This is a genomic window from Gordonia ajococcus, assembly GCF_012974285.1.
GTDB lineage: Bacteria > Actinomycetota > Actinomycetes > Mycobacteriales > Mycobacteriaceae > Gordonia > Gordonia amicalis.
The window spans coordinates 913,499-936,554 of the sequence record NZ_CP052884.1 but is presented as its reverse complement, the minus strand read 5'-3'; the positions used below and the strand labels follow the sequence as shown (position 1 = coordinate 936,554).

Genomic DNA, 23,056 nt, shown 5'->3' with positions numbered 1-23,056 from the left:
TCGCCGACACATTGATAGTTCCGTTCTTCTAAACGGCGGACCTTAGGGATCTGGCGGCGGAGTCCAGTGAGGTGGCGAGGCTCGACTCAGTGTCAGTTAGGACTGCCGCGGCCTCGATGACGTGGTCGAGCCGGGTAGCAGCGGTTGAGCCCTTGTGTACGGCCGCCTGAGCGACTGCTGTCCATGCTGCAGCCGCTCGGTGAGCATCTCTGGCGAGGTCGCTGGTTGCAGCGTCGCCTGTCAGGCGGGCGATGTCGTCGCAGCCACACGCGAGTAGTCGTCGGAACAGGCCACCACCCGTACCTGCCTTCTCGATGAATGCACCGAGACTGAATAGGTGGACTTCGAGCACGTCGGTGGGCAGCTCATGCCAGAGCATCACGTCAGAGGATAGTGCTAGGGCTGCGTCTATTCCGTGTGTCCCAGAGTGTTCGACAGGGCCGGCGATCGTGGATCCTGCGGGCGCGCGCATGCATGCCGCAGATTGCGCGAACGCCTCCGCAGCCACGACGGCGATTGACGGTAGCGCCTCGGGCCAGTCAATGCGGAAGAGCGTATGTCGGGTCGGCTCGGGGAAGGTCATCGAGCGTCGGGCTCGCGCCAGCGCGTCGAAGGGAACCTGTTGAATTTCGACGCGATCGTTGTCTGCGACGTAAGCGATTTCTGCGTCGCTGTCGTAGCCCACTATGACGATATCGTGGCGACTCATGCGCAACTGAACGCGCAGGTAGGGCAATTCAGCAATTTCGGCCCACACGAGCGCGGGCCGGCCGCGGTCGAGTTCGTCGCGGACGAGATCCCACCCTAGCTGGGGATCGTCGGTGGACCGGACCTCCACCGTAGCGCCGAGACGGCGGGGGAGGTCCATCTCGAAGTCAGGACCACGTCCTACCAGATACAACGGCGGCACGAGGGCGTCGGTGCGAACATACGTGAGCGAGAGTGCTCCGCCCAGAGCGAACACCAGACCCTCGTTCGGTGGCCCGTCGAAGCCTAGTCCCGCCCACTCCATCAAGTCGCGCATCGCGCTGGAGCCGCAATGGCCGCCCATCCGGTGTGGATAGGTGTCGAGCAACGACTCGGACATTGTCATGGTCTCCCTAGTGGTGGTGGACACTGTGGCGACGGGATCTGGCCGACAGGTGGTGGCACGGGTGTTCGAGCGGGCAGTGACCTGCGGCGGTAGCCCGCCGGAGCGCACACTATGCGCGGAATGCGTCGGACGGAGCTGGCCGTCCCGAGAAGATCAGAGGGCCGTAGGCATGCCGCAGGCCCGCCAGGATTTCCTCGAGGGGCAAGTCGTTGTAGACGCCGCGTTCGTGCACGTACTCCATGTGCGCGGAGCCGTCCGCCGCGTGCGCGTGAAACAACGCGTCGCGATCGCCGGTGAAGTCGATAGGTGGGACCCCGAATCGAGTGCACAATTCAATGTTGAACGCGGGTGTAGCTTTCAACCAGCGCCCCTCGATGTAGACGTGGCTGTATCCGTGATATACGAAGACGTCGGTTCCCATGAGTTCGCGCAGCGCGTCGGTCTGCAGATGATTGCGTACATCGGCGAAGCCGAGCCGGGCCGGTATGTTTGCAGCGCGGAACGCGGCTGTCAGTACGACCGCTTTGGGTACGCAGTACCCACGTCCGGACTCGATGACATGGCTGGCCCGGTAATGATCGGGCTTGTCAGAGACGGTGTAGGGGTCGTAACGGATCTGGTCTCGGACTGCGGCGAAGAGGCGCCGCGCCTTCTCGCGATCGGTGTCCGCGTCGCCGACCGCGTCTTGGGTGAAGGCCTGCACGGTCGCGTGATGGATGTCGAGGAAGGTCGATGCTGTGAGCGCCGCCGCCGGCCTTTCCGCTGCCGCGGGTGATGTGGTCATGGTGTGGCTCCGATCAGTTCGGACCTGTCGAGCGACGAACGCTGTGCGATCGTACGCTTCGCGTTCATGAAATCCTTGGGTCTGTTGACGCAGTCCGCGGCGATCAGCTCGCCGTCGTTGAAGTAGTAACAGGTGAAGTCACGGTCGTGGTCAGGGTCACCGCTGACCAGTACCTCGTCGTACCCGGTGTTGAGCCCGGCGATCTGCAGCTTCAGATCGTATTGATCGGACCAGAACCAAGGCAGCGCGGTGAGACCGGCTTCGTTGCCGCAGATGGTCGCTGCCGCGACCTTGGCCTGCTCGGTGGCGGCCGCCACACATTCGAGGCGGACGCGCCTGTCGTACCGTGCGATCCGTTGGTTGACGCAGTCGCCGGCGGCGACGATGTCGGGGTCGCTGGTGCGTGCATGGTCGTCGACGATGACTCCGTCGTCAACCTCGAGGCCCGCGGCGACCGCGAGATCCGTGTTGGGAATGATGCCGACACCGACGATGACGAGGTCCGCGGCCAGGGTCTCACCGTCGGCGAGGACCACCTCTTCGACTCGCCCCTCCCCGCGAAAACCCTCGACCAACGCGCTGGTGCGAACATCGACACCCTCGGTCCGGTGGATACGGTCGAAAAACCTCGAGACCACCGGCGCGGTCACCCGCTCGAGCACGCGTTCCGCAGCCTCGAGAACAGTGACGTTCACACCCAGAGCTCGAAGTGAGGCGGCCGTCTCCAGGCCGATATAGCCGCCGCCGACGATGACGGCCCGGCAACCTGGCACCACCGCGGCACGGATGGCCTCGACGTCGGTGGCAGTGCGCAAGTAGTGGACGCCCGTCAACTCGGCGCCCGGAACGGTCAGCGTGCGGGCGCGCGCGCCGGTGCACAGTGCCAGCATGGCGTAAGACACCACGTCTCCACTGCTGAGGGTGACGGTGTGCGCGGAACGGTTGATCGCCGTCGCCGTTCCGTCCACGAGCTCGATCCGCTGCTTGTCGTAGAACTGACGTCCGCGGATCGCGCAGTCATCAAGCTGTGATGCACCTGCCAGGTATGCCTTGGACAGCGGCGGACGCTGGTAGGGGAGCCTGCCCTCGTCGCCGATCAGCAAGACATCCCCGGCCCATTTCTCCTTTCGGAGAGCGCCCGCGAGTTGGACGCCGGCGTGGCTCGCGCCGAGGATGACGACCTGATCAGCCGTCACATTTCCCCCTTGGGGGTCAGGCGAACCATCATCTTGCTGATCCCACGGACAAAGTTCGATTGCACGTACTCCGGCTCACCCACCACCTCGATGTTGTCGAAGCGAGGGAGGAGCTCCTCCCACAGGATGCGTAGCTGGAGCTCGGCGAGCCGGTTGCCCATGCAGCGGTGTACACCGAAACCGAACGCGATGTGGTTGCGGGCGTTGGCCCGGTCGATGATGAGCTCGTCTGGACGCTCGAAGACGCGCTCGTCTCGGTTGCCCGAGGCGTACCACATCACCACCTTGTCACCCTTGCGGATGAACTGGCCGCCGAGCATGACGTCCTTCTTGGCGACCCTGCGCATGTAGGCAAGAGGGGTCTGCCAGCGGATGATCTCCGACACCGCGTTGGGGATGAGGTCGGGGTTGGCCTTGAGCTTCTCGAACTGCTCGGGGTATTCGTTGAGGGCCAGCACTCCGCCGCTCATGGAGTTGCGGGTCGTGTCGTTGCCGCCGACGATCAGCAGCACGAGGTTGCCGAGGAACTCCATGGGGCGATCGTCGAGGAGGTTCTTGGTGTCCTCGTTGCTCTGCAGCATGGTGATGAGGTCGAAGCCAGGCTCTTCGCCAGCCACGGTACGTGCCGCCTTGTCCCGCCACAGCGAACTCAGGCCTTGCGCCATCGCGACCATCTCACGGAAGACCTTGTCGTTGTCCGAGGGGCCGCCGTTGGCCTGCTCCATCGAGGTCGCGAGGTCGGACCATTCGACCAGCTTGTGCCGCTTCTCGTAAGGGAAGTCAAGTAGCGTCGCGAGCATGCGTGCAGTGAGTTCGATCGACACAGTCTGGACCCAGTCAAACGGCTCGTTGAGTGGGAGGCCGTCGAGGACTTCGCGGACGCGCGCGCGGATGAGCCCCTCCATCTCGCGAAGGTTCTTCGGAGCCACCACGCCCTGCACTGCGGCGCGTTGCTTGTCGTGCCGGGGTGGATCCATCGCGATGAACATCGCGATGTCCATGAAACGCGGGGGCCTGCCGATGATGATGAACGGTTCGGCGGAGAACGCCTCGTGATTCTTGTCGACCGCGATGATGTCGGCGTGTCGCGTGACCGACCAGAACGGACCGAACGGGCTCTCCGAACGGAAGTGCACCGGCGCCTCGTTGCGGACACGCTCGAAGTACGAGCGCCACATACCCTGGCGATACAGGAACGGGTTGCTCAGGTCGATTTCGGCGAGATCGACCTCGTCCACCGGCGGGATCGGGGTCTCGGTGAAGATCTTCTGGCCGTCGGTCCTTGTGACGATTCGGCGGGTCTTGTCATAGACATGCGCGCCTCGGATCTGAAGGTCGATCGGGATCATTGATTGCGCCTTCTCGGCGACGGTGGTTGCGATGCTCATGATTGCATTCCTTCGTCGTTGCGGGTCAGAGTTGGAATTCTGGGAGGCGAACAGTCAGGCCGTCCCACTCCTCAGTCGCGATCATCTGGCAGGACAGCCGCGAGGTCTCTTCCCGTTCCGGATGCATGCTCAGCATCTCTTCCTCGCCCTCGCCGCTGTGCCCGACGGTCTTGATCCACGCCGGGTCGACAATGACGTGACACGTACCGCAGGCCGCTTCGCCACCACAATCACCGTCGATGCCGGGGATCGCTTCGTCGACGGCGGTCTGCATGAGCGACTTTCCCTCCACGAGATCGACTTTGTAGTCGTCTCCGTCGTGGGTGGTGTATGTGATCGTGGCCATGGCCACCTCCTTGCACGTATGAGGTTCCCCTTAAGTGTGTATGGGCGAATCCGACCGATCCATGTGCAAACGTTGCAATCTGTTGTTAATTTGGCTCACAAGATCCGGGACTGTCGATAAGGGGTCAGTTTCCGGCCGCCGTTGACACCAGTCCCACTGGGTTTCGGCGCCCGGCGGATGCTCGATCACCGTATTGGCCCGGTCGGTCGCGGTTGCACAGTCGGTGCATACCGGACGCAAGTCGCGCGCCCGGATCTGCCGGGTCAACGTTTGATATGACTGCCGGTAGCCGAGGTCCTCGAGTTCGTCGCACAACGTGCGCGCCCACAGATGCGGATCCTCCATCAGCCGCGCGGTCACGTAGTCGACAAACTCGCCGAACGGATCGACCTGGGGTTTGGCCCGGACTCCCGGCGTGGTCGTCTCGTTGAGATAGTTGCGGATCGTGCGACGGTTGCAGCCCAGGTGCCGGGCAATCGCCGAGATCGTCCATCCCTGCTTTCGCAGGGCATGTGCTTCCACGGATTCTCCTTGTGTGAGCATGAACGAGCGGGTCTCCCTCGAAGGCTGATGTGTGGTCAGAGACCATCAGCATCGAGGAAGGCCCGCCCTGTTGGCGGTGCCACACAAGTGAGCAGTTTCAGTTAGCAGGACTGGGCAGTTTCAATGAGCGCCGTCACTGGTGCCGGCGGGGGCGATGGCGCCCAGTCGTGACGCCGACCGCTACTTCGTCCAGGACAAGTCATGCGCTTCGGCTGTGGGTGTGGGGTTGGTTTAGGAGGTGAGTCGGACGGTGAGTGTGCGGACATGGCTCATCGGTGTGGCCTCGTCGAGTACGTGTTGCGACATACGTTTCGAGCCCCCGCGCACCAAAAGACCGCCCCGCGGCAGAAGCCACGGGGCGGTGTGTTCTTCTGTGAAGCGCTCAAGCGGTAGCTTCGTCTGATCCGGACTCGATCGATCCGGTGACCAGTTCGCCGACGATGTCGGTAATGATTGCGCCCACGATAGCCTCGGCCATGATGGTGCCCCCTTCGATGTTGTGTGCTGATGACTGCGAATGTGGAGCGCTGGCTGCGATGTCCACCTCGCAAACTCTACGACACCCCCCGCGCACCAAAAGACCGCCCCGCGGCAGAAGCCACGGGGCGGTGTGTTCTTCTGTGAAGCGCTCAAGCGGTAGCTTCGTCTGATCCGGACTCGATCGATCCGGTGACCAGTTCGCCGACGATGTCGGTAATGATTGCGCCCACGATAGCCTCGGCCATGATGGTGCCCCCTTCGATGTTGTGTGCTGATGACTGCGAATGTGGAGCGCTGGCTGCGATGTCCACCTCGCAAACTCTACGACGCTCGATAAAACGGCGCCCAACGAACGATGAGTGAGAGATGAATGGCCGCGCAATTCCCAGTGACGGTGCTGTCTGTCCCACCGGGGCCATCGGGCAGACGCATCGCTCCAACAAATACGTGCCCACCGAACGCTGAGGACGTTCGGTGGGCACATCTGTGCCTTACCTCGGCGGTGTCCTATCTCGGCCAGTGCGGACGCGAAGCCGACCCCGTGCGGCGCTAGTTCGATACAACCGACAGCTCGCCCTGCTCATGCTTCGCGCGCAACACCTTCTTGTCGAACTTGCCCACGCTCGTCCGTGGTATCTGCTCCACGAACGTCCAGTTCTTCGGGATCCACCAGTGCGGGATCTCCTCCGGGCAATTTCTTAGGCACCACTCGTGGAGCGTGTCAGCCGACACTTCGCGACCCGGTGCCGGAACCACAACAGCGAGCGCTGTCTCCTGCCATCGGGGGTCGGGCATCGCGACAACCGCGGCCTCGGCGACATCCGGGTGCGACATGATCCAGTTCTCGAGCTCCACTGACGAGATCCATTCGCCCCCGGACTTGATGACGTCCTTGGACCGGTCGGTCAGCGTCAGATACCCGTCCGGACTGATGTGTCCCACGTCGCCGGTCCGCAACCAGCCATCCCGAAACCTCTCGGTGTCCTCGAGTCGGTAGTAGCTGCCTGTGACCCACGGACCCCGCACTTCGAGTTCACCGACGGACTTGTCGTCACGGGGAACAGGCAGGCCGCCCTCGTCGATGAGGCGCATCTCCACCCCGCAAATTGCCCGTCCCTGTCGCTTGCGGTAAGACATTTCCTTTGTGGGGCTGATCCCGGCGGGAGGCCGACCTACCGCTGCAAGCGGGGACGTCTCAGTCATACCCCACGCCTGAATAATCTGTACGCCGAAGCGGTCCGCAAACCCCTCGATCAACGACTGCGGGACGGGAGCTCCACCACAGGCGACAAGGTCGATCGATGACAAGTCGACACCCGGATTCGCGATACCGTACTGAAGAAGATCGTTCCAGATTGTCGGTACTGCTCCTGCCTTCGTGGGGCGATGTTGTTGGATCATGTCAGCGAGCGGCGCTGCTTGAAGGTATCGATCAGGCATCAGCAAGTCCGCGCCGGCCATCAGCGACGCGTAGGGCAGACCCCAGGCGCTGGCATGAAACATCGGCACGACGGGAAGTACACGATCGGCTTCTGCGATCGCCAGAGCGTTACCGGTACACGCTGCCATGGAGTGCAGAAACACCGAGCGATGACTGTAGACGACCCCCTTGGGATCGCCTGTAGTGCCGCTCGTATAACACATACCCGCAGCCGACCGCTCGTCGGGATCGACCCAAGAGAACACTGGGGATTCCGCTGCGAGCGCGTCATGATATCGCATCACGGTCACGCCGTGCCCGTCGAGCGGGGAGGTGTCGCCGTCGCCGGTAACGAACACAACCCGAACCGTCGCCAAGCCCGGTAGGACCGCCGCCAACAACGGAACCAGCGACCCGTCCACGATAATGACCTTGTCTTCGGCGTGGTTCGCGATGAACTGCAGCTGAGCCGGTGACAACCGGATGTTCAGCGTATGCAGCACCGCGCCCATCGCGGGTACCGCAGCGTACGCTTCGAGGTGCTCCTGGTTGTTCCACAGCATCGTTGCCACGCGGTCGTCGCCGACCACGCCGACCCGACGCAGAGCATTCGCCAGACGTGCGCATCGCTCTTCAAGATCGCCGTAGGTCGCATACCGGGCAGAGCCGTTCACGGAATAGGTAATCACCTGCCTAACAGTGTGATTGGTTGCGACGTGGCGCAGTATCGATGACACTGTCATCGGCACCTCCTGCATGGTGCTTTTCATCTAACTCTCCTTTCGCGGCGGACGCTGGATCATTCAGCAGGTCCGTAATCCTGGATCTGCCAGCCGTTATCGGTCTTCAGCACGACGACTTTCAACAGTGTGGGGAGTTCGCTCGGCTGAGGGTTCTGAACATTCTGGGTCTTCTGGGTGGCGAAGACCAGCACCGTGTATTCCCCCCGGTTCTCGCTGGCGCTGCCGGTGACGCTGGTCGCCAGTACGCGTCCCGACGCTTGGACCTTGGCCTGTTCCATGATTTGGGTCAAGGTGGGTTCGACATCGTCGTATCGCTTGACCAACGCATCGCTGGCATTCTCTTTCACTTCGGTAAAGAATGCGTCGGTGTTTTGGTAGCTGTACGTGAGCGACTTTGTGGTGTAGTCCGATGCTGCCTGCGCTGCCTGCGCTCGTTGTGTGGCAGCGTCCTCCAGGGACGTCTTTGCTTGCCGCATGTCAATGTAGAGGTAAGCAAAGAGCCCGGCCAGCACCGCGAGTACTACCACGAGAGCACCGACGGCCACCACCTGGAGGCGTGCTGATCCCCAGCGCTGCTCGGCGACGGACGTCGGGGGGCTTGCCTCGTCCGAGGCGGAAACGTCCTGTGACGTCGCAGATTCTGCAGCACTAGTGGCGTCGCCGCGATCTGCCTTATCGGAAGCCGCAGTCAGCTCATTTTCGGTGCCGCTGTCCTCGGATTCTGATCCGTTGTCGTGTGCCGTCATTTGCTGCCTTCTGTAAATGCTGGGGTAGGGGGGTAGACATCGGGCGTCAGCGAGGTGATGGTGTGACGGCGATCGGGATCTGCGCCTGCCCCCGATGGGACGCGGGGAATGTTCGAGCCAGAAGATCACCGATCGATCCGAAGTCGATATATGTGTCTGCGACTTTCGCCGTCGCCGGTTTGACCGCGCGGGTGATGGCGACAATGTCGGGCTGAAGTATCTGGATGTAACCGCTGAGCTTTTCCACTAGCTTCAGGATCGGCGGCCATTTGTCGTAGGACGTAGAGGTGAAAACGATGAACGCACGTTGGATTCTCGCCAAACCGTCGACGGCATCCGGGGTCCGGACCGACGCGGTACTGAGCACACCGCCCACGTTCGACATAAGGCCCAGGAGGAACTCGGCATTGTCCGCAGTGGTACGGACCGCACCGTCGTCACCGACGAAGTCCACGAGGCGGTGCATCATGTCTCCGATCGTGTCGAGGTCCTTTTGCCGGCCGTCGACTGCAGCCGAGATCGTTTCGTTGATGGACTCAATCGATGCTGGATCGAGCGCATCGGCCACTGCCGACAATTTCGGGAGCACCTGGGGAACGGATTGGGACACGTGGATGGCACTGGCGGACACTAGGTCCCCACTACGCAAGTACTCACTGGTGGTGGTACCCGGTGGGATGAAGTTGATGTATTGCTCTCCCGCGACCGAGAGGTTCTGGATCGTCATGACACTGCCGCGAGGAATCTTATAGCCGGAGTCGATGGACATGTCGACGGCGAGCTGATTATCTGTGACGCGAATAGATGTCACCTTGCCCACCGGCACCCCCTCTAGCATCACCGGCGATGTGTCGAGCAGGCCGCCCGAGCTCTCGAGTATGGCCGAGATCGTGTAGTCGGAGCGGAACGGGTTTACCCGTGCCACGTCGATGGTCAGGTATGTTGCTCCGACGAGGAAGACGACGACAAGGGCAACCAGGGATACGACGGTGCTGCGGATCATGGCATCATTCCGATCGCTCGCAATACGTTAATGAACGACCCGGCATCACGTCGCGCTAGATCTTGGCCGTCGATAGACACGTCGGAAACGTTGATATCTGGCGAGCTGACGAATGGGATGAGCTTCTCGCGTATTACACGCGTCGCCTTGTCAGAAACATCCTTGGAGTAGATGTCCGAGTACGCGATGGACGCGATTACCGGCGCGATCGCTCCTACCGTTTCCTTGATGCGGGAATACTCAGGGTCGACGATACGGCCGGCAGATACTGCGAAGTCGCGCAGGTTGGCGATAAGTAGCGCGACGTCAATTAGCGAGTAGCCCAGACCATAGAAGTTCACTCCCCCCTTGGTCAGCATTCGGTCAGTACCTGACGGGTCGGCCAGGATCACTTTCAGCGTGCGATCGGCCGACTGCAGGACTACGTCGAGTTTGTCGGTGTTGGCGGACACCTCAGACACGGTGCGCAACGTCGTGCGGTAAAGCGTATCGAATTGGGCGGGGTCACTCGGAAAGGTCGAGTTCAGTGTCGATATCGCGGTATGGATTTTATCGAGTTCACCCCCGCCCAGTACATTAGCCATACCCCGCATCACGTCCTCGACGTTGGCAGCCGGTTCGGTGCGTGAGAGAGGTATTACCGATCCCGCGTGCAGCAAGGCTTGGGTGGACTGCTGTGCGGGGGGAAGGATGGCCACATAAATCTCGCCCAGGAGAGTGTCTTGGCGGAGTTCCGCGCGCGAATCTTCCGGCAGTTGGGCGTCTTTATCAATTCGGGCGGCAACCAGCGCGTGGCCTCCGTCGTACGTGACGCTGGTGACGGCACCGACGTCAATCCCTCGAGAGAGGACTTTGGCACGGGCAGGCAAGTTCAGAGCACTCGTGAACTCGATCTCGATGTAGTAACCGTCTCGGGCGGATGATCCGCCGATGGTCGGCGGATTGTCGGCGTTGATGCTGCAGGCGGCGAGGGCGATGGTCGCTGCGAACAGCGTCACGATCGCGGCCGTGACACGGCGAAGGTAGCCGTAGGTCATCATTGAGATTGCCCTCCGATCAAGTTAGCGATCGTCGCCACTTCGTTACCCGTCCTGCAGACGCCGTTGACGGGGGGAGAGGCACACGCCGTTCTTAGGGTCTGCAGTGGGACAGACACGGCGAATGCCCGCAGGATCGACTTCGCATCCGGATGCTTGACGATGAGGTCAGCCGTTCGAGCGGCGACGGTCGCCAGGATGTTCTCTTGCTTGCCTACTTGCGCGAGGAGTGGAACCGCAGCATCACCAATTGCGAAGATCGGTGGACCGAAGTCGGACGCCAATCGCGACAGGATGGGGACGAAGGTACCTGCGTACTCTGTTGCGGCGCCGAATGTTTGACCGAAAGCAACAATCACCTCGATTGCGCCGACGAAGTTGTCGAACAGTTGGGTCACCTCAGCACTGTTCTCGGTGGCAACACCGGTTAAGGTCGCGAGGTTGGCTACAATTCTGCGTATCTGACCATCACGCCGGGTCGGATCGTTGATCAGCGTGGCCGAGTCCTTGAGAATGCCAGAGATATCGCCCTGGGTTCCCTCCATGTTCTTGGAGACGAGCGTGAGCGCCTGGAGAATCGCATCGGTGTTACGTCCGCCGTCCTTGACGAGTTCATCAGAAAGAGTGCTGATCGCGTCGAGCGTTTGACTAATCCCCAGTGGAGTCCTGGTTTTGTTCAGTGGTATGCACTTGGCCGACTCGTAATGCTCTCCGCCGCGATAGGGCTGGGTGAACTCGATTTGCCTTTCGGTGACAATCGAGGTGGACACCAGGGTGGCCCCCACATCCGCGGGAAGCGGCACGGTCTTGTCGATCCGCATGTCGACACGCACGCCCCTCTGGCCCTCCTCGTGAATGCCTACGACCCTGCCCACCTTCTTGCCGAGCATCGCGACGGAGTTGCCTTCGTACAGACCTGATGCGTCGGAAAACTCCGCACATAGTGGCCGCGTGTCGTCGTCGGCTGTCGCATAGTTGATTCCTACGGCCGCGATCACTACTGCCAGTGTGACGATGGTGGCGATCGGGATCAGATGCTGACGCATCCGCTCTGTCAGCATTTTTGATCACCACTCGGGATGCAGACGCGGACAGTCGGTTCAGGACTCGCTGGACCGACCTCTGGAGCGTCGAGAAGAATGCTCAGTCGTCTGGTGATCTGATCGACCTGGGTCAGCGCGTTTGCGTAGGCGGGCATCTGGGCCGACACCTTGTTCAGAAGGGTCTTGAACTGTTGTACCGATGGTTCTATTCCGTCGCGGTACGCGACAAGCGGTCGGGTCAGTAGCTTGAAAAGACGGCGCAGATAATCGAATCCGTTCTGGACGTTGGCGATGTCTGGTCCAAGGGTGCGGGCAAGGAAGCTGAGCTGGCGGAGGAAGTCCACGAGTACCTGCTTGCGGTTTGCGAGGGCGGCGACGTACTCATCGGACAACGTCATCGTCTTGTCGAGTTGTGCGTACTGACGTTGCAGTAGGTCCATCAGGCTGCTCGCGTTTTGCAGGGCATCAGGGATATTGGTGTTTCCGTCGGAGAAAGCATTCTGTAGCAGCGCCGCTGTGCGCCGTAGATCAACACCACGCACGTCACGGAACACCGGTGTGGTTGTCTCAAGCGTGCTGGAAATGTCGTAGGTGCTGCTTGTCTGCTCCAGTGGGATTGCACCGTCGAGGGCCGACGGGCCTGAACCTGGGTCGAGGTCCAATACACGTCCACCGATAGGGGTGATGAGACGGACGTTCGCCGTCGCGTCCGACCGAACGGCAATCGAGTCATCCAGCCGGAATCGCACGGTGATGAACGTTCCGGTCAGGTCGACTGACGCGACCTTGCCTTTCCTGATCCCGGCGATACGTACCTGGTCGCCGGCTTCCAATCCGCCGGTATTGACTAACTTGGCACTGTAGATAGTTTGTCCGGGCGGTGAGATGTACACAGCACCCGCCACGACGAGGCCGGCCACCGTGACCATCGTAACGACTCCCGCCAGGATGAGGTCGCGCCGACGCTGCGGGCGGTGATGCGGACGCTTATCGAAGAAGCGGGTCACTGGCACACCACCAGTCGTTGACCCATCAGGGCGATCTGCGCTGTTCTCGGTAGGTCGAGCACTCCTCGGGCGCACCCTGCCGCCGAGGACGAAGGTGTCGCTTTGGATGTAGCTTCCAGGGCGTCCAGGAGTGGCTTCAGGAGAACGGCACCGTTCAGTAAGCTTTCTGTATCCCCTGGCTCCCGCACCAATCTCTGATAAATGGCCGCGAAGCTGGTGTCGTAGGTCGACTCGATCTGCTCACCGGAGAGCACAGTCTTCGCCATCGAACGGTTGACCTCCCGCAGCGAGGCCCTCAGGCGATCGCTCACGCGGCTGAACGCATCGACGATTGACCCCAATTTGTCTATCAACTCGACCAGTTCGGCGGAGCGCCCCATCAACTGATCAGACACCTGTCCCAGGCTCGTCACAATGTTGGTGATGATCTCTGAACGCTGGTTCCCGTACTCGGTGATGTTCGCGACTTGCTTCATGACTGGTGCGATACCTCGACCGTCCCCCTGGGCGACCCGTAGCAGGTTCGACTGAAGCTCATTGATCTCGGCCGTATTCAATGTATCGAATACTGGTTTGAAACTGTTGAATAGTGTCGATACGTCGAACGACGGGACGGTCTTGTTGAGTGCCACCTGTGTGATCGACTCCTGGTCGGCGCCTTGTCCGGCATTGATGAGCTCCACATACCGCTGCCCCAGCAGGTTTTGGTAACGGACGGCGGCAGTCGTCGCGGGGGTAATCGAGACGCCGTCGTCCAGTTGGAAACGGACGATCGCTGTTGATCCCTTCAGGTCGACAGCCGTTACATATCCCACCTTCACTCCAGCGAGTCGTACCCCGTCGCGGGGCTTGAGTCCGGAAGCGTCGGCAAAAACCGCGGAACGCTGCGAACTGGAGGATCCTTCGTTGGTCGGCTGCAGAATCGCGATGATGACATATGTAAGGACGCCGATGACAGCGGTGAACGCGGTGATCTTAATGATTGTGGGTGTCAGAGACCTCAGAGTCATCCCGTGGGCCCCCCCATTCTCAATGCGCTTTGTAGAGCAGGTGAGGTCTGGACCACCAGTGCTAGCTGGAGCTGGACTCGGTCGCCGAATTTCGGCAAGGCTTTGTCGATGCCATCGAGGATCTGCGGGATCGTGTACACCGTGCGAACGAGCCCCGAGGCGGATCTGGCGACGGGCCGCGCTAGGTCAAGGCCGACGTCTAACAGCGAACTCAGGGCCGGGTAATTCTTGTCGAGCAGTCCGCCGAGTGCACCGAACAGAACCTTTCCCGTGTCGCCGAGATTGCTTTTCGTGCGATCGATGTTTTGTTGAGTGGCGAAAAAGTCAGCGATATCGACGTTCTTCAAGACGCCAGGGACGAACGGCGTCATGAAGTCGGCGACTCCGGTGGACAGATTGGCTGCAATTTCTAGGTCCTCCCCGACCGGCCGTTTCTGGACATCCCGCGTGAGCTTCGCGATCTGGAATACGAGTTTTCCGCTATCAGCCATTGCCTGCGAATCCTCGACGATGAACCTCACCACCGCTTCAAATGAGGGCTGGTCCAGTGCCTCGACCAGCGTGGAGATCTTCCTAACAAGTGTTGACACCGAGGTCTGTTCAGACTGCAACCTGCTTACGTAGACACTCCCGCCGGAACCGATGGGCGGTCCGTGTCCAGGATCCACGATCTCCAGTGCCGTCGGTCCCAGTGCGTTTGCCGAGGTGTAATTCACCGTCATGCCCTGCCGGAGATCTAGATCGTTGCCGGAACCGGTGAAGTTGATTCTGACCGTCGCGCCACGGTCTCGAACCGAGATGCTCGAGACCTCGCCCACGGTGAACCCAAGGTACTTCACCTCCGATCCCCCCTTCAATCCGTCGCCTATCGCGTCGGTGTTGATGGTCAACGACGTGTGATCGCTGAAGTCACCGTTAGCGTCACTTATCAGTAAGTAGGCAGCTATCGCGCCGAGGATTAAGAGGGCGACCCCCCGAAGGACTAGGTTCCCGTGCGATGGTTCGCGCCCGGACGGATCATGAAAGACAGCCACTGAACCCCCCTACCCAGAAATCCGTACGCCGGAATCGAGTCCCCACATCAGAAGTGTCAGAATCATGTCCTCCACGACGATGACGATGAGGCTCGTGCGGATCGCTCGGCCGGACGCCCGGCCTACCCCCTCAGCTCCGCCTGTGGCGAAGTAGCCCTGATAGCTATGGATAATCACTACGGAAACGACAAATACAAGAACTTTGATGAGCGAGAAGATAAGGTCCTGAGGTTTGAGGAACTGGTCGAAATAGAAATCATAAGTGCCGCCGGATTGGCCGTGTACCTGTGTGACGACGAGTTTAGCGGCCGCGAATCCGAGAATAAGCGCGATGATGTACAAAGGAATCACGGTCGTGATCGACGCCACTACGCGAGTGCTGACGACGAAGGGAATGGGACGTACCGCCATAGCCTCGAGAGCGTCGATCTCCTCGGAAATGCGCATCGAGCCTATCTCAGCTGTCAACCGGCAGCCGGCTTGCGCTGCGAACCCGATCGCAGCGATCATTGGTGCAAGCTCTCGGGTGTTGGCGTAGGAAGAGATGAATCCAGTCAGTGAACCCATCCCTACGAGGTCCAGCGAGGCGTAACCCTGGATACCGATTGAGGCGCCGACGGCGATGCCGAGGATGGCGAGGACGATGGCCGTTCCACCACCGACCAAGACTGCACCTCTACCCCAGGCGAATTCTTGTATGTAGAGCAGGGTTTGGCGTCGGTAGGTGGCGATGACATGGCGGATGCCGAGGACCGCGGCGATCACAAAGGTCGCGACGTGCCCCAAGCGTTCAGGTACTTGTGCAACGGGCGCGATCACGGCACCGACCGGACGGGTGGCGGCGGAGAACCTCCGGGAGGGAACGGTGGTCACGAGGCGTTTCTCATCCAATGGTTTGGGGGACGAACATGGTTGTTAGTTGCGTGATAAAGACATTGATCACGAAGCACGCGACGACACCCAGTACTACGGTGGCATTCACCGAGGTTGCGACGCCTTTAGGGCCGCCCTTCGTCGACAGCCCGCGGTGACAGGCAATCGTCACCACGACAAGTCCGAACACAAGTGATTTGCATAGAGCGACAACGATGTCGGTTACCGATGCGAACGACGCGAACGACGCGACATAGCTGCCGGGTGTGATGCCTTGGACATCGACGCTGATTGCGTAGCCCGCCAGCAGCCCGGTGAAGACGATCAGCATGCAGAGCATCGGCGCGGTGATCAACACAGATACGAACCGAGGTGCTACGACGCGCCTGGTGGGGTTGAGTCCGAGTGTCTCCATGGCGGCAATTTCTTCGCGAATCGTTCGAGCGCCCAAATCAGAGGCAATCGCTGATCCGGCCGCGCCCCCGAGTAGAAGGGCGGTAACGATCGGCGCTCCCTGTTGAATGATCCCGAGGCCCCCAGCCGCGCCAGCAATTGACGTGGCCCCAACTTGCTGAGTGAGGCTTCCCACCTGTACCGACACGATGACACCGAATGGCACAGCTACCAGAATCGCGGGCAGAGTCGTCACGACAATAACGAACCAGGTCTGCGATACGGCTTCGCGAAACGGAAACCGTCCCGTAGCAATGTCTACCGCTACCCACCGCAGGGCCTGGCCAGCCAAGCCGAGGGTGCTACCGAAAGTGGCGGCGCCGTCCAGGAAACGGTTGGCGTCGGTCCTAGTGGTGATGGACCTCTCCTTCCCTCGTACACGTGGTTTGCGCCACTCAATGCCGGTGCGCGTGATGGACAGTACCAGGTACTGCCAGTATTACCCATAGTATTTATAGAAAGACCGTGTCGGGACCAGCTCCCACACCTCATCGACCCCCGCACCCTGTTTGAGTAGGTGGCGGCTCAGTAAGGACAACGATCAGAAGATGACCTCAGAAGCAAGACTGCCGGCGCACTCGTCCCAGTGCATGGGCTGCGGAAGCGAAAACCCCCACGGACTTCAACTTGAGGTCCACCGGAGCGGCGAGCGGGTGTACGCCGATCACACCTTCGACGAGAAACACGTCGGCGCGCCAGGGTTGGCACACGGTGGCGCGATCTCGGCCGCCTGCGACGACATCATGGGTTTCACCCTGTGGATCGCGCGGACCCCCGCGGTGACCCGCACCCTGACCGTCGAATATCGCCGGCCGGTCCCTCTCCACACTCCCATGCGCCTCACTGCCTGGATTGACCACGAGTCGGATCGTCTATTGCACATTGCGGCCGCTGGATCGCTAGATGCTCAAACGTATTTCACCTCTAGCGGTGTCTTCGTCAAGGTCGACGTCGCTCATTTCCGACAGTATGCCGACGTATCAACAATCGATGACTTCTTCACCAACTTCACGCGGACAGACTGACGCCGCATCGGCCCATAGACCTGGAGAAGCGCCAAGAGATTGCGAGTGCCGTGCCTTCCCATTCCGGGTGAGTACCGAGTTGATGGCACGAAGGGTTCCTGCTGGACAGGATGCCAGGCATGTCTGGACGAGTTGATCGTTGCCGGGGAAGGCGATGTCTGACCGCGTCAAAGTGTCTGGGACTAGGGCAAACTCGTCGTATCCAGTTCGGCTGAGATCGTATCCAGGGTCCGCTAAGAGCATGGCTAGACGAGTGCAGCCACGACCAATGGTCGCACGACAACACCGCCTGTCGATGAAGCCAAGGACAAGTGCCCCGCGATCATCGACTGCGCCGTGACGACGCAAGACATATCACGCTCCCCAGCACGCCAAAGCTGCCGCGGTACGCGGCCGACGACCTTGAATTGCTGCACGTGGTCATCGTGTTCATGCTGGGACAGCAGCGGCCGCCAGCTGAGTCGCTACACCAGCGCACGGCAGCCTCGCCGCGCTCCGCATGTCAGTTTGCATTCCCGCATTGAGATCCCCGACTGCGGGGTTGCGGCCGGTGTGGTTGCGTCGAGCCGCCTTGCTGGCTGTTCGTCAGTGCGGCAGTGAGACTGCCGGCTGCGCCGTCACCTGATCGGAAGCGGCTACGCCGCACGGTGAACAGCCCTGACCCCGGTTCGCTTTGCACTTCCGAGCCCATGGCTTCCACCCGCGCCACCAAGGCGCGAAATTCATTTCGCCGCAGGCGGTTACAGGGCGAGCGCCCCGAAAACAATTGTCGCTTGCCTCGTTGGTGTTCGCGGTCTCCAGCCAAAGTCCTCCGGTAGCAAAGCGAACCCGCAGACCCAAAGGAGCGACCATGCACCCCATCATCACCACCCCCGACCTCATCGCCGCGATCCCCGGCCTGATCGGATTCGTGCCCACCGAATCCATCCTGCTCATCGGCATCACCGCCGAGAAGGTCCAAATCGCTGCCCGCCACGACATCACCGGCGCGGCCGATGTCGCCGACTACCTCGCCGAAGTGCTGCACACCAACAAGATGAATCACCCCAGGTTTTGTGCCGCCTCCATTGTGGGCTGGTCCTCGGGGCCGAGGCCAGAGTAGTGGAGCGTTTCGAACTCGGTCGGGGGATCTGGCCGATACTCGAGTGCAGCCTGCTGTTGTTGTACCAGTCGACCCAACCAGCGGTCGCGAACTCGACGTCGGAGACGGTCTTGTACGGGCTGGAGTGGAAGATCGTGGTCCGGATGCAGTCGGTCTTGTACAACCCGCTTACCGACTCGGCCAGAGCGTTGTCGTAGGCGTCCCCGCCCGACCCGATCGACGCGGCGATGTCTTCGAGCCGCAACCGCTCGGTCAGTGTAGCCGATGTGTACTGGGCGCGTTCAATCGGTCGATGCAACACCGGGTTGTTGTACCGAGTGTAGTTGTTCGCCAAAGACTTCGGCGGGGGTCTTCCAGTTGAGGACTTTTCTAGGACGGCTGTTGAGGGTGTAGGCGATAGCCTCGAGGTCCTCAGCTGACCACCGCGACAGATCAGTTCCCTTAGGAAAATATTGACGCAGAACACCATTGGTGTTCTCGTTCGACGGTCGCTGCCACGGTGAGTGCGGATCGGCGAAGAACACCTGCGTTCCGGTGTCCATCGCGAACTGGGCGTGAGCAGACAGTTCCTTGCCGCGATCCCACGTCAACGTTTTGCGCAACTGCTGCGGCAGCACGGCCATCGACGCTGTCAGTCCTGCATTCATCGCGATGGCACCGTAGCCACCGAGTGCGGGCCCGTTCTTCACAGGCGGCTGCTCACCCCAGCCCTTCTGGCGTGGCAGATGCACCAGAAGTGTTGCACGACTACGACGTTCAACGATAGTGCCGATCGCCGATCTCCCAGTTCCGATAATCAGATCACCCTCCCAGTGCCCGGGGACGGCACGGTCCTCGGCCTCGGCAGGGCGCTGACTGAACACGACGTCGGAGGTGACGTGACCCTGCGGCTTGTTGCGCGAGCGGGCCCGCGGCTCCCTCAGTGCACGTCCGGTGCGCAGGCACGCCACCAGCTCACGTTTGAGCGCGCCGCGGCCCTCGATGAACAGGGACTGGTAGATCGCCTCGTGACTGATACGCATGGATTCATCATCGGGGAAGTCGACCTTCAAACGCTGGGAGATCTGCTCTGGACTCCACGCCAGCGACCACCGCCGGTCGGCACGGTGCGGTTTGTTAAGCCCCTTCCACGGTGGTGGCGTGGGGCCCGCAGCGATCGTGCCATCGGGACGGCGGACAACGCCGGCCAGGCGGTGCTGTACGTACTCCCGCAACTCGACGTGGGCCACGAGCTTCGCTGTTTTTGGGCGCTTGGCGGCCTGCTGGGCTTTCCACTGCGCCACCAACGCCCGATACTCGAGCTTCCCGCTCCTGGTTGCGGCGTTGCGCCGTAGCTCACGCGAGATCGTGGCCGGACTGCGCCCGATCCGCCGTGCGATCTCACGCACCCCACGATCCTGGGCGCGTAGCAGCGCGATCTCTTCCCGTTCGGCGAACGATAGATAGCGGCCCGAAGGCTCATCCAGACTCAGCGGCCTCATGCCGCCAGCGTGGCGGAACCAGCGTGTACCCACCGGCACCGACACACCGACAGCGATCGATGCCTGCGCCGTGCTCACCCCCGTCGCGACCACCCGCCAAAACTCACGTTGCACCTGCCGCGACGGCTCCGGCCGCCCCGGCGATCGCATCGCCGGCCGAAGTGCACGATCAGCACGCCACTGCCGACGAACACCTACCGCCACATCGCTGGTCTTCCAACTCCAGTCCGCCGTAGCCACCGCGAACACCTCCACGATCATGGTGTTGCGACGACCAGTTGAATCCGCCCTGACTTCCGGCATCTGAATGATGTATCAGCTCAGCAGCTTTCACCGGATGTCCCTCTCGTTTCCGCTGCCACAGTGCCATCCGAAGCGGGACCGTCACCAGCTCCACCGTCTTCGATGTCGATGCGTACCACGCCACGATTCGACGGGAGAACACGTCGATGATGAACACCACGTACACCCACCCAGCCCATGTCCGGCAGTACGTGAAATCGGTCACCCAGACCCGGTTCGGTTCGGCGGCACTGAACTGTCGGTTCACCAGATCCTCCGCGCGTACACCATCGGCGGACCTGACCGTCGTCCGAACTCCCTTGGGCCTTCGAATTCCATTGTGGCCTAACACCTTCATCGCTCGATCGACCGCGCCATAGGACACCCCAGGCAGTGTTGTCGGGTGTCTATGGGCGTGCATCTTAACCCGCCCATAGAGGCCCTCCGGAGTCATCTTCCGCCGGCCGTCGTCATCGGTGCGCCAGACTACGTTGCGCACCGCATCGACGACGTGGGCATCGGAGACGGTACGAGTGGCGGGAGCGCGAGTGCGCCATGCCCGGTAGGTTCGTGCGGCAATCATGCAGCCCTGCTCGCGCAGAACCCGGCAGATCGACTCGACCGCAAAACCGTTGGCGCGCATCTGATCTATGAACGTCACGATCGTCGGTTGCGGGGGTCGAGTTCCCCCGCGAAGAAAGTTGTCGCCGCTTTCAGAATGGCAACGTCCTCTCGCAACAGCTTGTTCTCCGCCTTGAGTCGCTTGATCTCGGCGGACTCCTTCGAGGTGGTCCCGGAGCGGGCGCCGGCATCGACCTGCGCTGCACGGCCCACCGACGTACCGTCTCCCCACCGACACCGACCTTCTGTCTCACGACCAGGCTGGCAGTCAGCGGATCCAATAAGCGGGAGGGAAACGGCTCCGCGGGAACGGGATTCGTGCCGAACTGGGCGTCCGGCTCACCGACGACGATGCTCCGACGGCGCGATCCCATACCTCTTCCGGTAAGCGGCAGCGAACCTGCTCGCACTCGAGAATCCCCACCGCGCAGCGACTTCGGCGACAGTTCCGGAATCATCCGACGACGTCAGGTCGGCGCGTGCCCGACTCAGACGAATGTCGCGCAGCGTCTCCGTGGGGGTGGCGCCGACATGCTCGGCGAAACCCTCCTGCAGTCGCCGCAGGCTCGATCCGTCGACCTCGGCCATGTCTGCCAGCCGCCAGTCGCGAGCCGGATCGTCGTGCAACGCGTCGAGGACCCGCTTCACCATCCGCGGTCGCAGGCCGGTACCGGCCTCCTCCGGTGAGACCGCCAGGATAAACGCGCTGCTGACCGCACTGGCGAGTTGCGGACCGACGAGGGGGTTCGCAAGCAGGTCGGCCGGTTCCCGAAGCTGCGCTGTGAGCGCGCGGACGAGCGCGAACCACGACTTCTCGTCGGGCCCGCTGAGGTCGATCTGGTCCGGGAGGAGAAGTCTCGAGCGAAGTGGGGCGGCCCGGACCCGATCGGCCTCACGCTCGAGGTATTCGGCGTCGAACTTCACCCCGACGACCTGGCAGTCGGCAGACCATCGGGTGATGAGGGACGGCCGGTCGGCGGCGAACACGGTGGCCTGCCCGGCCTCCGACGTCGTGCGGACCGACCCGGCGCGTGACTCCAGGACGCCACTGACGGGGATGTTGATCTCGTAGGCGTCGGGGTAGTCGCAGGCGATCGACACCTCGGTTCCCCAGTTCAGCCGGCCGATTGTGACCGGGCCCAGGTCGACGGTCTGCAGATTCAGCTCGAGGTGGTCGGGCGACGACAGCGCGGTCAGCTCATGCGGGAAGTACACCTGCTCGATGGCCCGGTGTGCCGCCTCCCAATCACTGGTCTGCGTGCCACCACGGCCGACATCTGCCGCTCGATCGCCACCAGCCCCGACTTCGAGGCCGTCATCACCAAGGCCGGCGGACGCACATTCGGCCACCCTGCCGTCATCGGTGTCAACGGACCGATCCACGACGACCTCCGTTCCATGGTCGATCCCGCCCTGCAGCCACAGGAGGTCGACCGCTGGATCGACGATCTGGTCCGCCCGATCGCGCGCCGCTACCTGAGCGAGTTCGAGGACACCGGGCGTGCCGAACTCATCGCCCAGTACTGCGAGCCCGTCAGCGTCCGCGCTCTCGGCGACCTGCTCGGACTGCACTCGGTCAGCTCGGACAAGCTGCGCGAATGGTTCCACAAGCTGTCGAACTCGTTCACCAATGCGGGCGTCGACGAGAACGGCGCGTTCACCAACCCCGAGGGATTCGCCGAGGCCGATGCCGCCAAGGAGGAGATCCGCTCCATCGTCGACCCCCTGCTCGACAACTGGATCGTCAACCCCGACGACAGCGCGATCTCCCACTGGCTGCACGACGGCATGCCCGAAGGTCAGACCCGCGACCGCGAGTACATCTACCCGACCCTCTACGTCTATCTCCTCGGCGCCATGCAGGAGCCCGGGCACGCGATGGGCTCGACGCTCGTCGGGCTGTTCAATCCACCGGACCAGCTCGAGCGAGTCATCGACGAGCCCGCCCTGATCCCCCGCGCCATCTCGGAGGGCATGCGGTGGACCTCGCCGATCTGGTCGGCGACCGCCCGCATCAGCACGAAGGACGTGGAGGTGGCCGGGGTCGAACTCCCCGAGGGATCAGTGGTGCTGATGTCCTACGGCTCGGCCAACCACGACCACGCCGTCTACGACGCCCCCTCGGAATTCGACCTCACCCGACCCCCGCTGCGGCACCTGGCATTCGGCGCCGGCAACCACGCATGTGCGGGTATCTACTTCGCCAATCAGGTCTGCCGGATCGGGCTCGAAGAACTGCTCGAGGCAATCCCCAACCTCGAGCGCGACACCGGCTCCGACGTCGAGTTCTGGGGCTGGGGCTTCCGCGGCCCGACCTCGCTGCACACCACCTGGGAGGTGTGATCA

At 61.9% G+C, this 23,056-nt stretch carries 22 protein-coding genes and 3 pseudogenes; 3 read left to right on the top strand and 22 right to left on the bottom strand.

Annotation, left to right across the window (positions count from 1 at the left end; genetic code table 11):
- Window positions 1-28 precede the first annotated feature (28 nt).
- The 18 genes and pseudogenes from GAA2_RS04285 to GAA2_RS04200 form a co-directional block, all read right to left on the bottom strand.
- Window positions 29-1,051 carry a BtrH N-terminal domain-containing protein gene (locus GAA2_RS04285; RefSeq protein WP_174324749.1) on the bottom strand — a complete coding sequence of 341 codons (1,023 nt, stop codon included), beginning with the start codon at window positions 1,049-1,051 and terminating at the stop codon, window positions 29-31.
- Between the two features lie 151 nt (window positions 1,052-1,202).
- The gene (locus GAA2_RS04280; protein WP_005195131.1) at window positions 1,203-1,877 is read right to left on the bottom strand and encodes a transglutaminase-like domain-containing protein; all 675 of its coding nucleotides are present in this window, start codon (window positions 1,875-1,877) and stop codon (window positions 1,203-1,205) included.
- Window positions 1,874-3,073 (bottom strand): NAD(P)/FAD-dependent oxidoreductase, encoded by a 1,200-nt coding sequence (locus GAA2_RS04275; RefSeq protein WP_096273186.1) that lies wholly within the window; start codon window positions 3,071-3,073, stop codon window positions 1,874-1,876. The genes GAA2_RS04280 and GAA2_RS04275 overlap by 4 nt, the downstream gene beginning before the upstream one ends.
- Window positions 3,070-4,461, bottom strand: coding sequence for a cytochrome P450 (locus GAA2_RS04270; protein ID WP_006437590.1), 1,392 nt, complete (start codon window positions 4,459-4,461; stop codon window positions 3,070-3,072). The genes GAA2_RS04275 and GAA2_RS04270 overlap by 4 nt, the downstream gene beginning before the upstream one ends.
- Window positions 4,462-4,486: 25 nt before the next feature.
- Complete coding sequence (locus GAA2_RS04265; RefSeq protein ID WP_006437589.1) at window positions 4,487-4,807, bottom strand: 2Fe-2S iron-sulfur cluster-binding protein; 321 nt, start codon at window positions 4,805-4,807, stop codon at window positions 4,487-4,489.
- 147 nt (window positions 4,808-4,954) lie between these two features.
- A pseudogene (locus tag GAA2_RS04260) lies at window positions 4,955-5,350 on the bottom strand (helix-turn-helix domain-containing protein); the annotation flags it as partial.
- A gap of 382 nt (window positions 5,351-5,732) precedes the next feature.
- Window positions 5,733-5,894 (bottom strand): hypothetical protein, encoded by a 162-nt coding sequence (locus GAA2_RS04255; RefSeq protein ID WP_191834749.1) that lies wholly within the window; start codon window positions 5,892-5,894, stop codon window positions 5,733-5,735.
- 85 nt (window positions 5,895-5,979) lie between these two features.
- The gene (locus GAA2_RS04250) at window positions 5,980-6,141 is read right to left on the bottom strand and encodes a hypothetical protein (RefSeq protein WP_191834749.1); all 162 of its coding nucleotides are present in this window, start codon (window positions 6,139-6,141) and stop codon (window positions 5,980-5,982) included.
- A 238-nt stretch (window positions 6,142-6,379) separates the two neighbouring features.
- Entirely contained in the window at window positions 6,380-8,020 is a 1,641-nt protein-coding gene (locus tag GAA2_RS04245) for a long-chain fatty acid--CoA ligase (RefSeq protein WP_006437587.1), read from the bottom strand.
- Window positions 8,021-8,049: 29 nt separating this feature from the next.
- Entirely contained in the window at window positions 8,050-8,739 is a 690-nt protein-coding gene (locus tag GAA2_RS04240; protein WP_006437586.1) for a hypothetical protein, read from the bottom strand.
- Between the two features lie 46 nt (window positions 8,740-8,785).
- Complete coding sequence (locus GAA2_RS04235) at window positions 8,786-9,742, bottom strand: MlaD family protein (protein ID WP_006437585.1); 957 nt, start codon at window positions 9,740-9,742, stop codon at window positions 8,786-8,788.
- Window positions 9,739-10,782: an MlaD family protein gene (locus tag GAA2_RS04230; RefSeq protein ID WP_006437584.1), complete on the bottom strand. Its 1,044-nt coding sequence runs from the start codon at window positions 10,780-10,782 to the stop codon at window positions 9,739-9,741. Before GAA2_RS04230 ends, GAA2_RS04235 begins: the two co-directional genes overlap by 4 nt.
- Window positions 10,779-11,840 (bottom strand): MlaD family protein, encoded by a 1,062-nt coding sequence (locus GAA2_RS04225; RefSeq protein WP_024499609.1) that lies wholly within the window; start codon window positions 11,838-11,840, stop codon window positions 10,779-10,781. Before GAA2_RS04225 ends, GAA2_RS04230 begins: the two co-directional genes overlap by 4 nt.
- Window positions 11,834-12,829 carry an MlaD family protein gene (locus tag GAA2_RS04220; RefSeq protein WP_191834748.1) on the bottom strand — a complete coding sequence of 332 codons (996 nt, stop codon included), beginning with the start codon at window positions 12,827-12,829 and terminating at the stop codon, window positions 11,834-11,836. The genes GAA2_RS04225 and GAA2_RS04220 overlap by 7 nt, the downstream gene beginning before the upstream one ends.
- A complete protein-coding gene (locus GAA2_RS04215; RefSeq protein ID WP_006437581.1) occupies window positions 12,826-13,839 on the bottom strand; it encodes an MlaD family protein in 1,014 nt (337 codons plus the stop codon). Before GAA2_RS04215 ends, GAA2_RS04220 begins: the two co-directional genes overlap by 4 nt.
- Entirely contained in the window at window positions 13,836-14,873 is a 1,038-nt protein-coding gene (locus GAA2_RS04210; RefSeq protein ID WP_006437580.1) for an MlaD family protein, read from the bottom strand. Before GAA2_RS04210 ends, GAA2_RS04215 begins: the two co-directional genes overlap by 4 nt.
- A 9-nt stretch (window positions 14,874-14,882) precedes the next feature.
- A complete protein-coding gene (locus GAA2_RS04205; protein WP_006437579.1) occupies window positions 14,883-15,746 on the bottom strand; it encodes an ABC transporter permease in 864 nt (287 codons plus the stop codon).
- Between the two features lie 10 nt (window positions 15,747-15,756).
- Window positions 15,757-16,491, bottom strand: coding sequence for an MlaE family ABC transporter permease (locus GAA2_RS04200; protein WP_005194985.1), 735 nt, complete (start codon window positions 16,489-16,491; stop codon window positions 15,757-15,759).
- A 256-nt stretch (window positions 16,492-16,747) separates the two neighbouring features.
- Between GAA2_RS04200 and GAA2_RS04195 the strand changes: the two genes are divergently transcribed.
- Window positions 16,748-17,224 carry a PaaI family thioesterase gene (locus tag GAA2_RS04195; protein ID WP_006437578.1) on the top strand — a complete coding sequence of 159 codons (477 nt, stop codon included), beginning with the start codon at window positions 16,748-16,750 and terminating at the stop codon, window positions 17,222-17,224.
- A gap of 850 nt (window positions 17,225-18,074) precedes the next feature.
- Complete coding sequence (locus tag GAA2_RS04190) at window positions 18,075-18,326, top strand: DUF4192 family protein (protein ID WP_006437577.1); 252 nt, start codon at window positions 18,075-18,077, stop codon at window positions 18,324-18,326.
- On the opposite strand, the pseudogene GAA2_RS23055 reads toward GAA2_RS04190, so the two are convergent.
- From GAA2_RS23055 to GAA2_RS04170, 4 genes and pseudogenes are all read right to left on the bottom strand, one after another.
- Window positions 18,266-18,603: pseudogene (locus tag GAA2_RS23055) on the bottom strand (integrase core domain-containing protein); the annotation flags it as partial. The gene GAA2_RS04190 and the pseudogene GAA2_RS23055 overlap by 61 nt on opposite strands.
- 4 nt (window positions 18,604-18,607) lie before the next feature.
- Window positions 18,608-19,807 carry an IS30 family transposase gene (locus tag GAA2_RS04185; protein WP_157228367.1) on the bottom strand — a complete coding sequence of 400 codons (1,200 nt, stop codon included), beginning with the start codon at window positions 19,805-19,807 and terminating at the stop codon, window positions 18,608-18,610.
- Between the two features lie 283 nt (window positions 19,808-20,090).
- Window positions 20,091-20,967, bottom strand: a pseudogene (locus tag GAA2_RS04180) (IS3 family transposase); the annotation flags it as partial.
- A gap of 82 nt (window positions 20,968-21,049) precedes the next feature.
- On the bottom strand, window positions 21,050-21,934 hold the full coding sequence (locus GAA2_RS04170; RefSeq protein WP_096274900.1) for an AraC family transcriptional regulator: 885 nt from the start codon (window positions 21,932-21,934) through the stop codon (window positions 21,050-21,052).
- Between the two features lie 6 nt (window positions 21,935-21,940).
- On the opposite strand from GAA2_RS04170, the gene GAA2_RS04165 reads away from it, so the two are divergent.
- Window positions 21,941-23,053 carry a cytochrome P450 gene (locus GAA2_RS04165; protein WP_159406262.1) on the top strand — a complete coding sequence of 371 codons (1,113 nt, stop codon included), beginning with the start codon at window positions 21,941-21,943 and terminating at the stop codon, window positions 23,051-23,053.
- The last annotated feature ends 3 nt before the right edge of the window (window positions 23,054-23,056 follow it).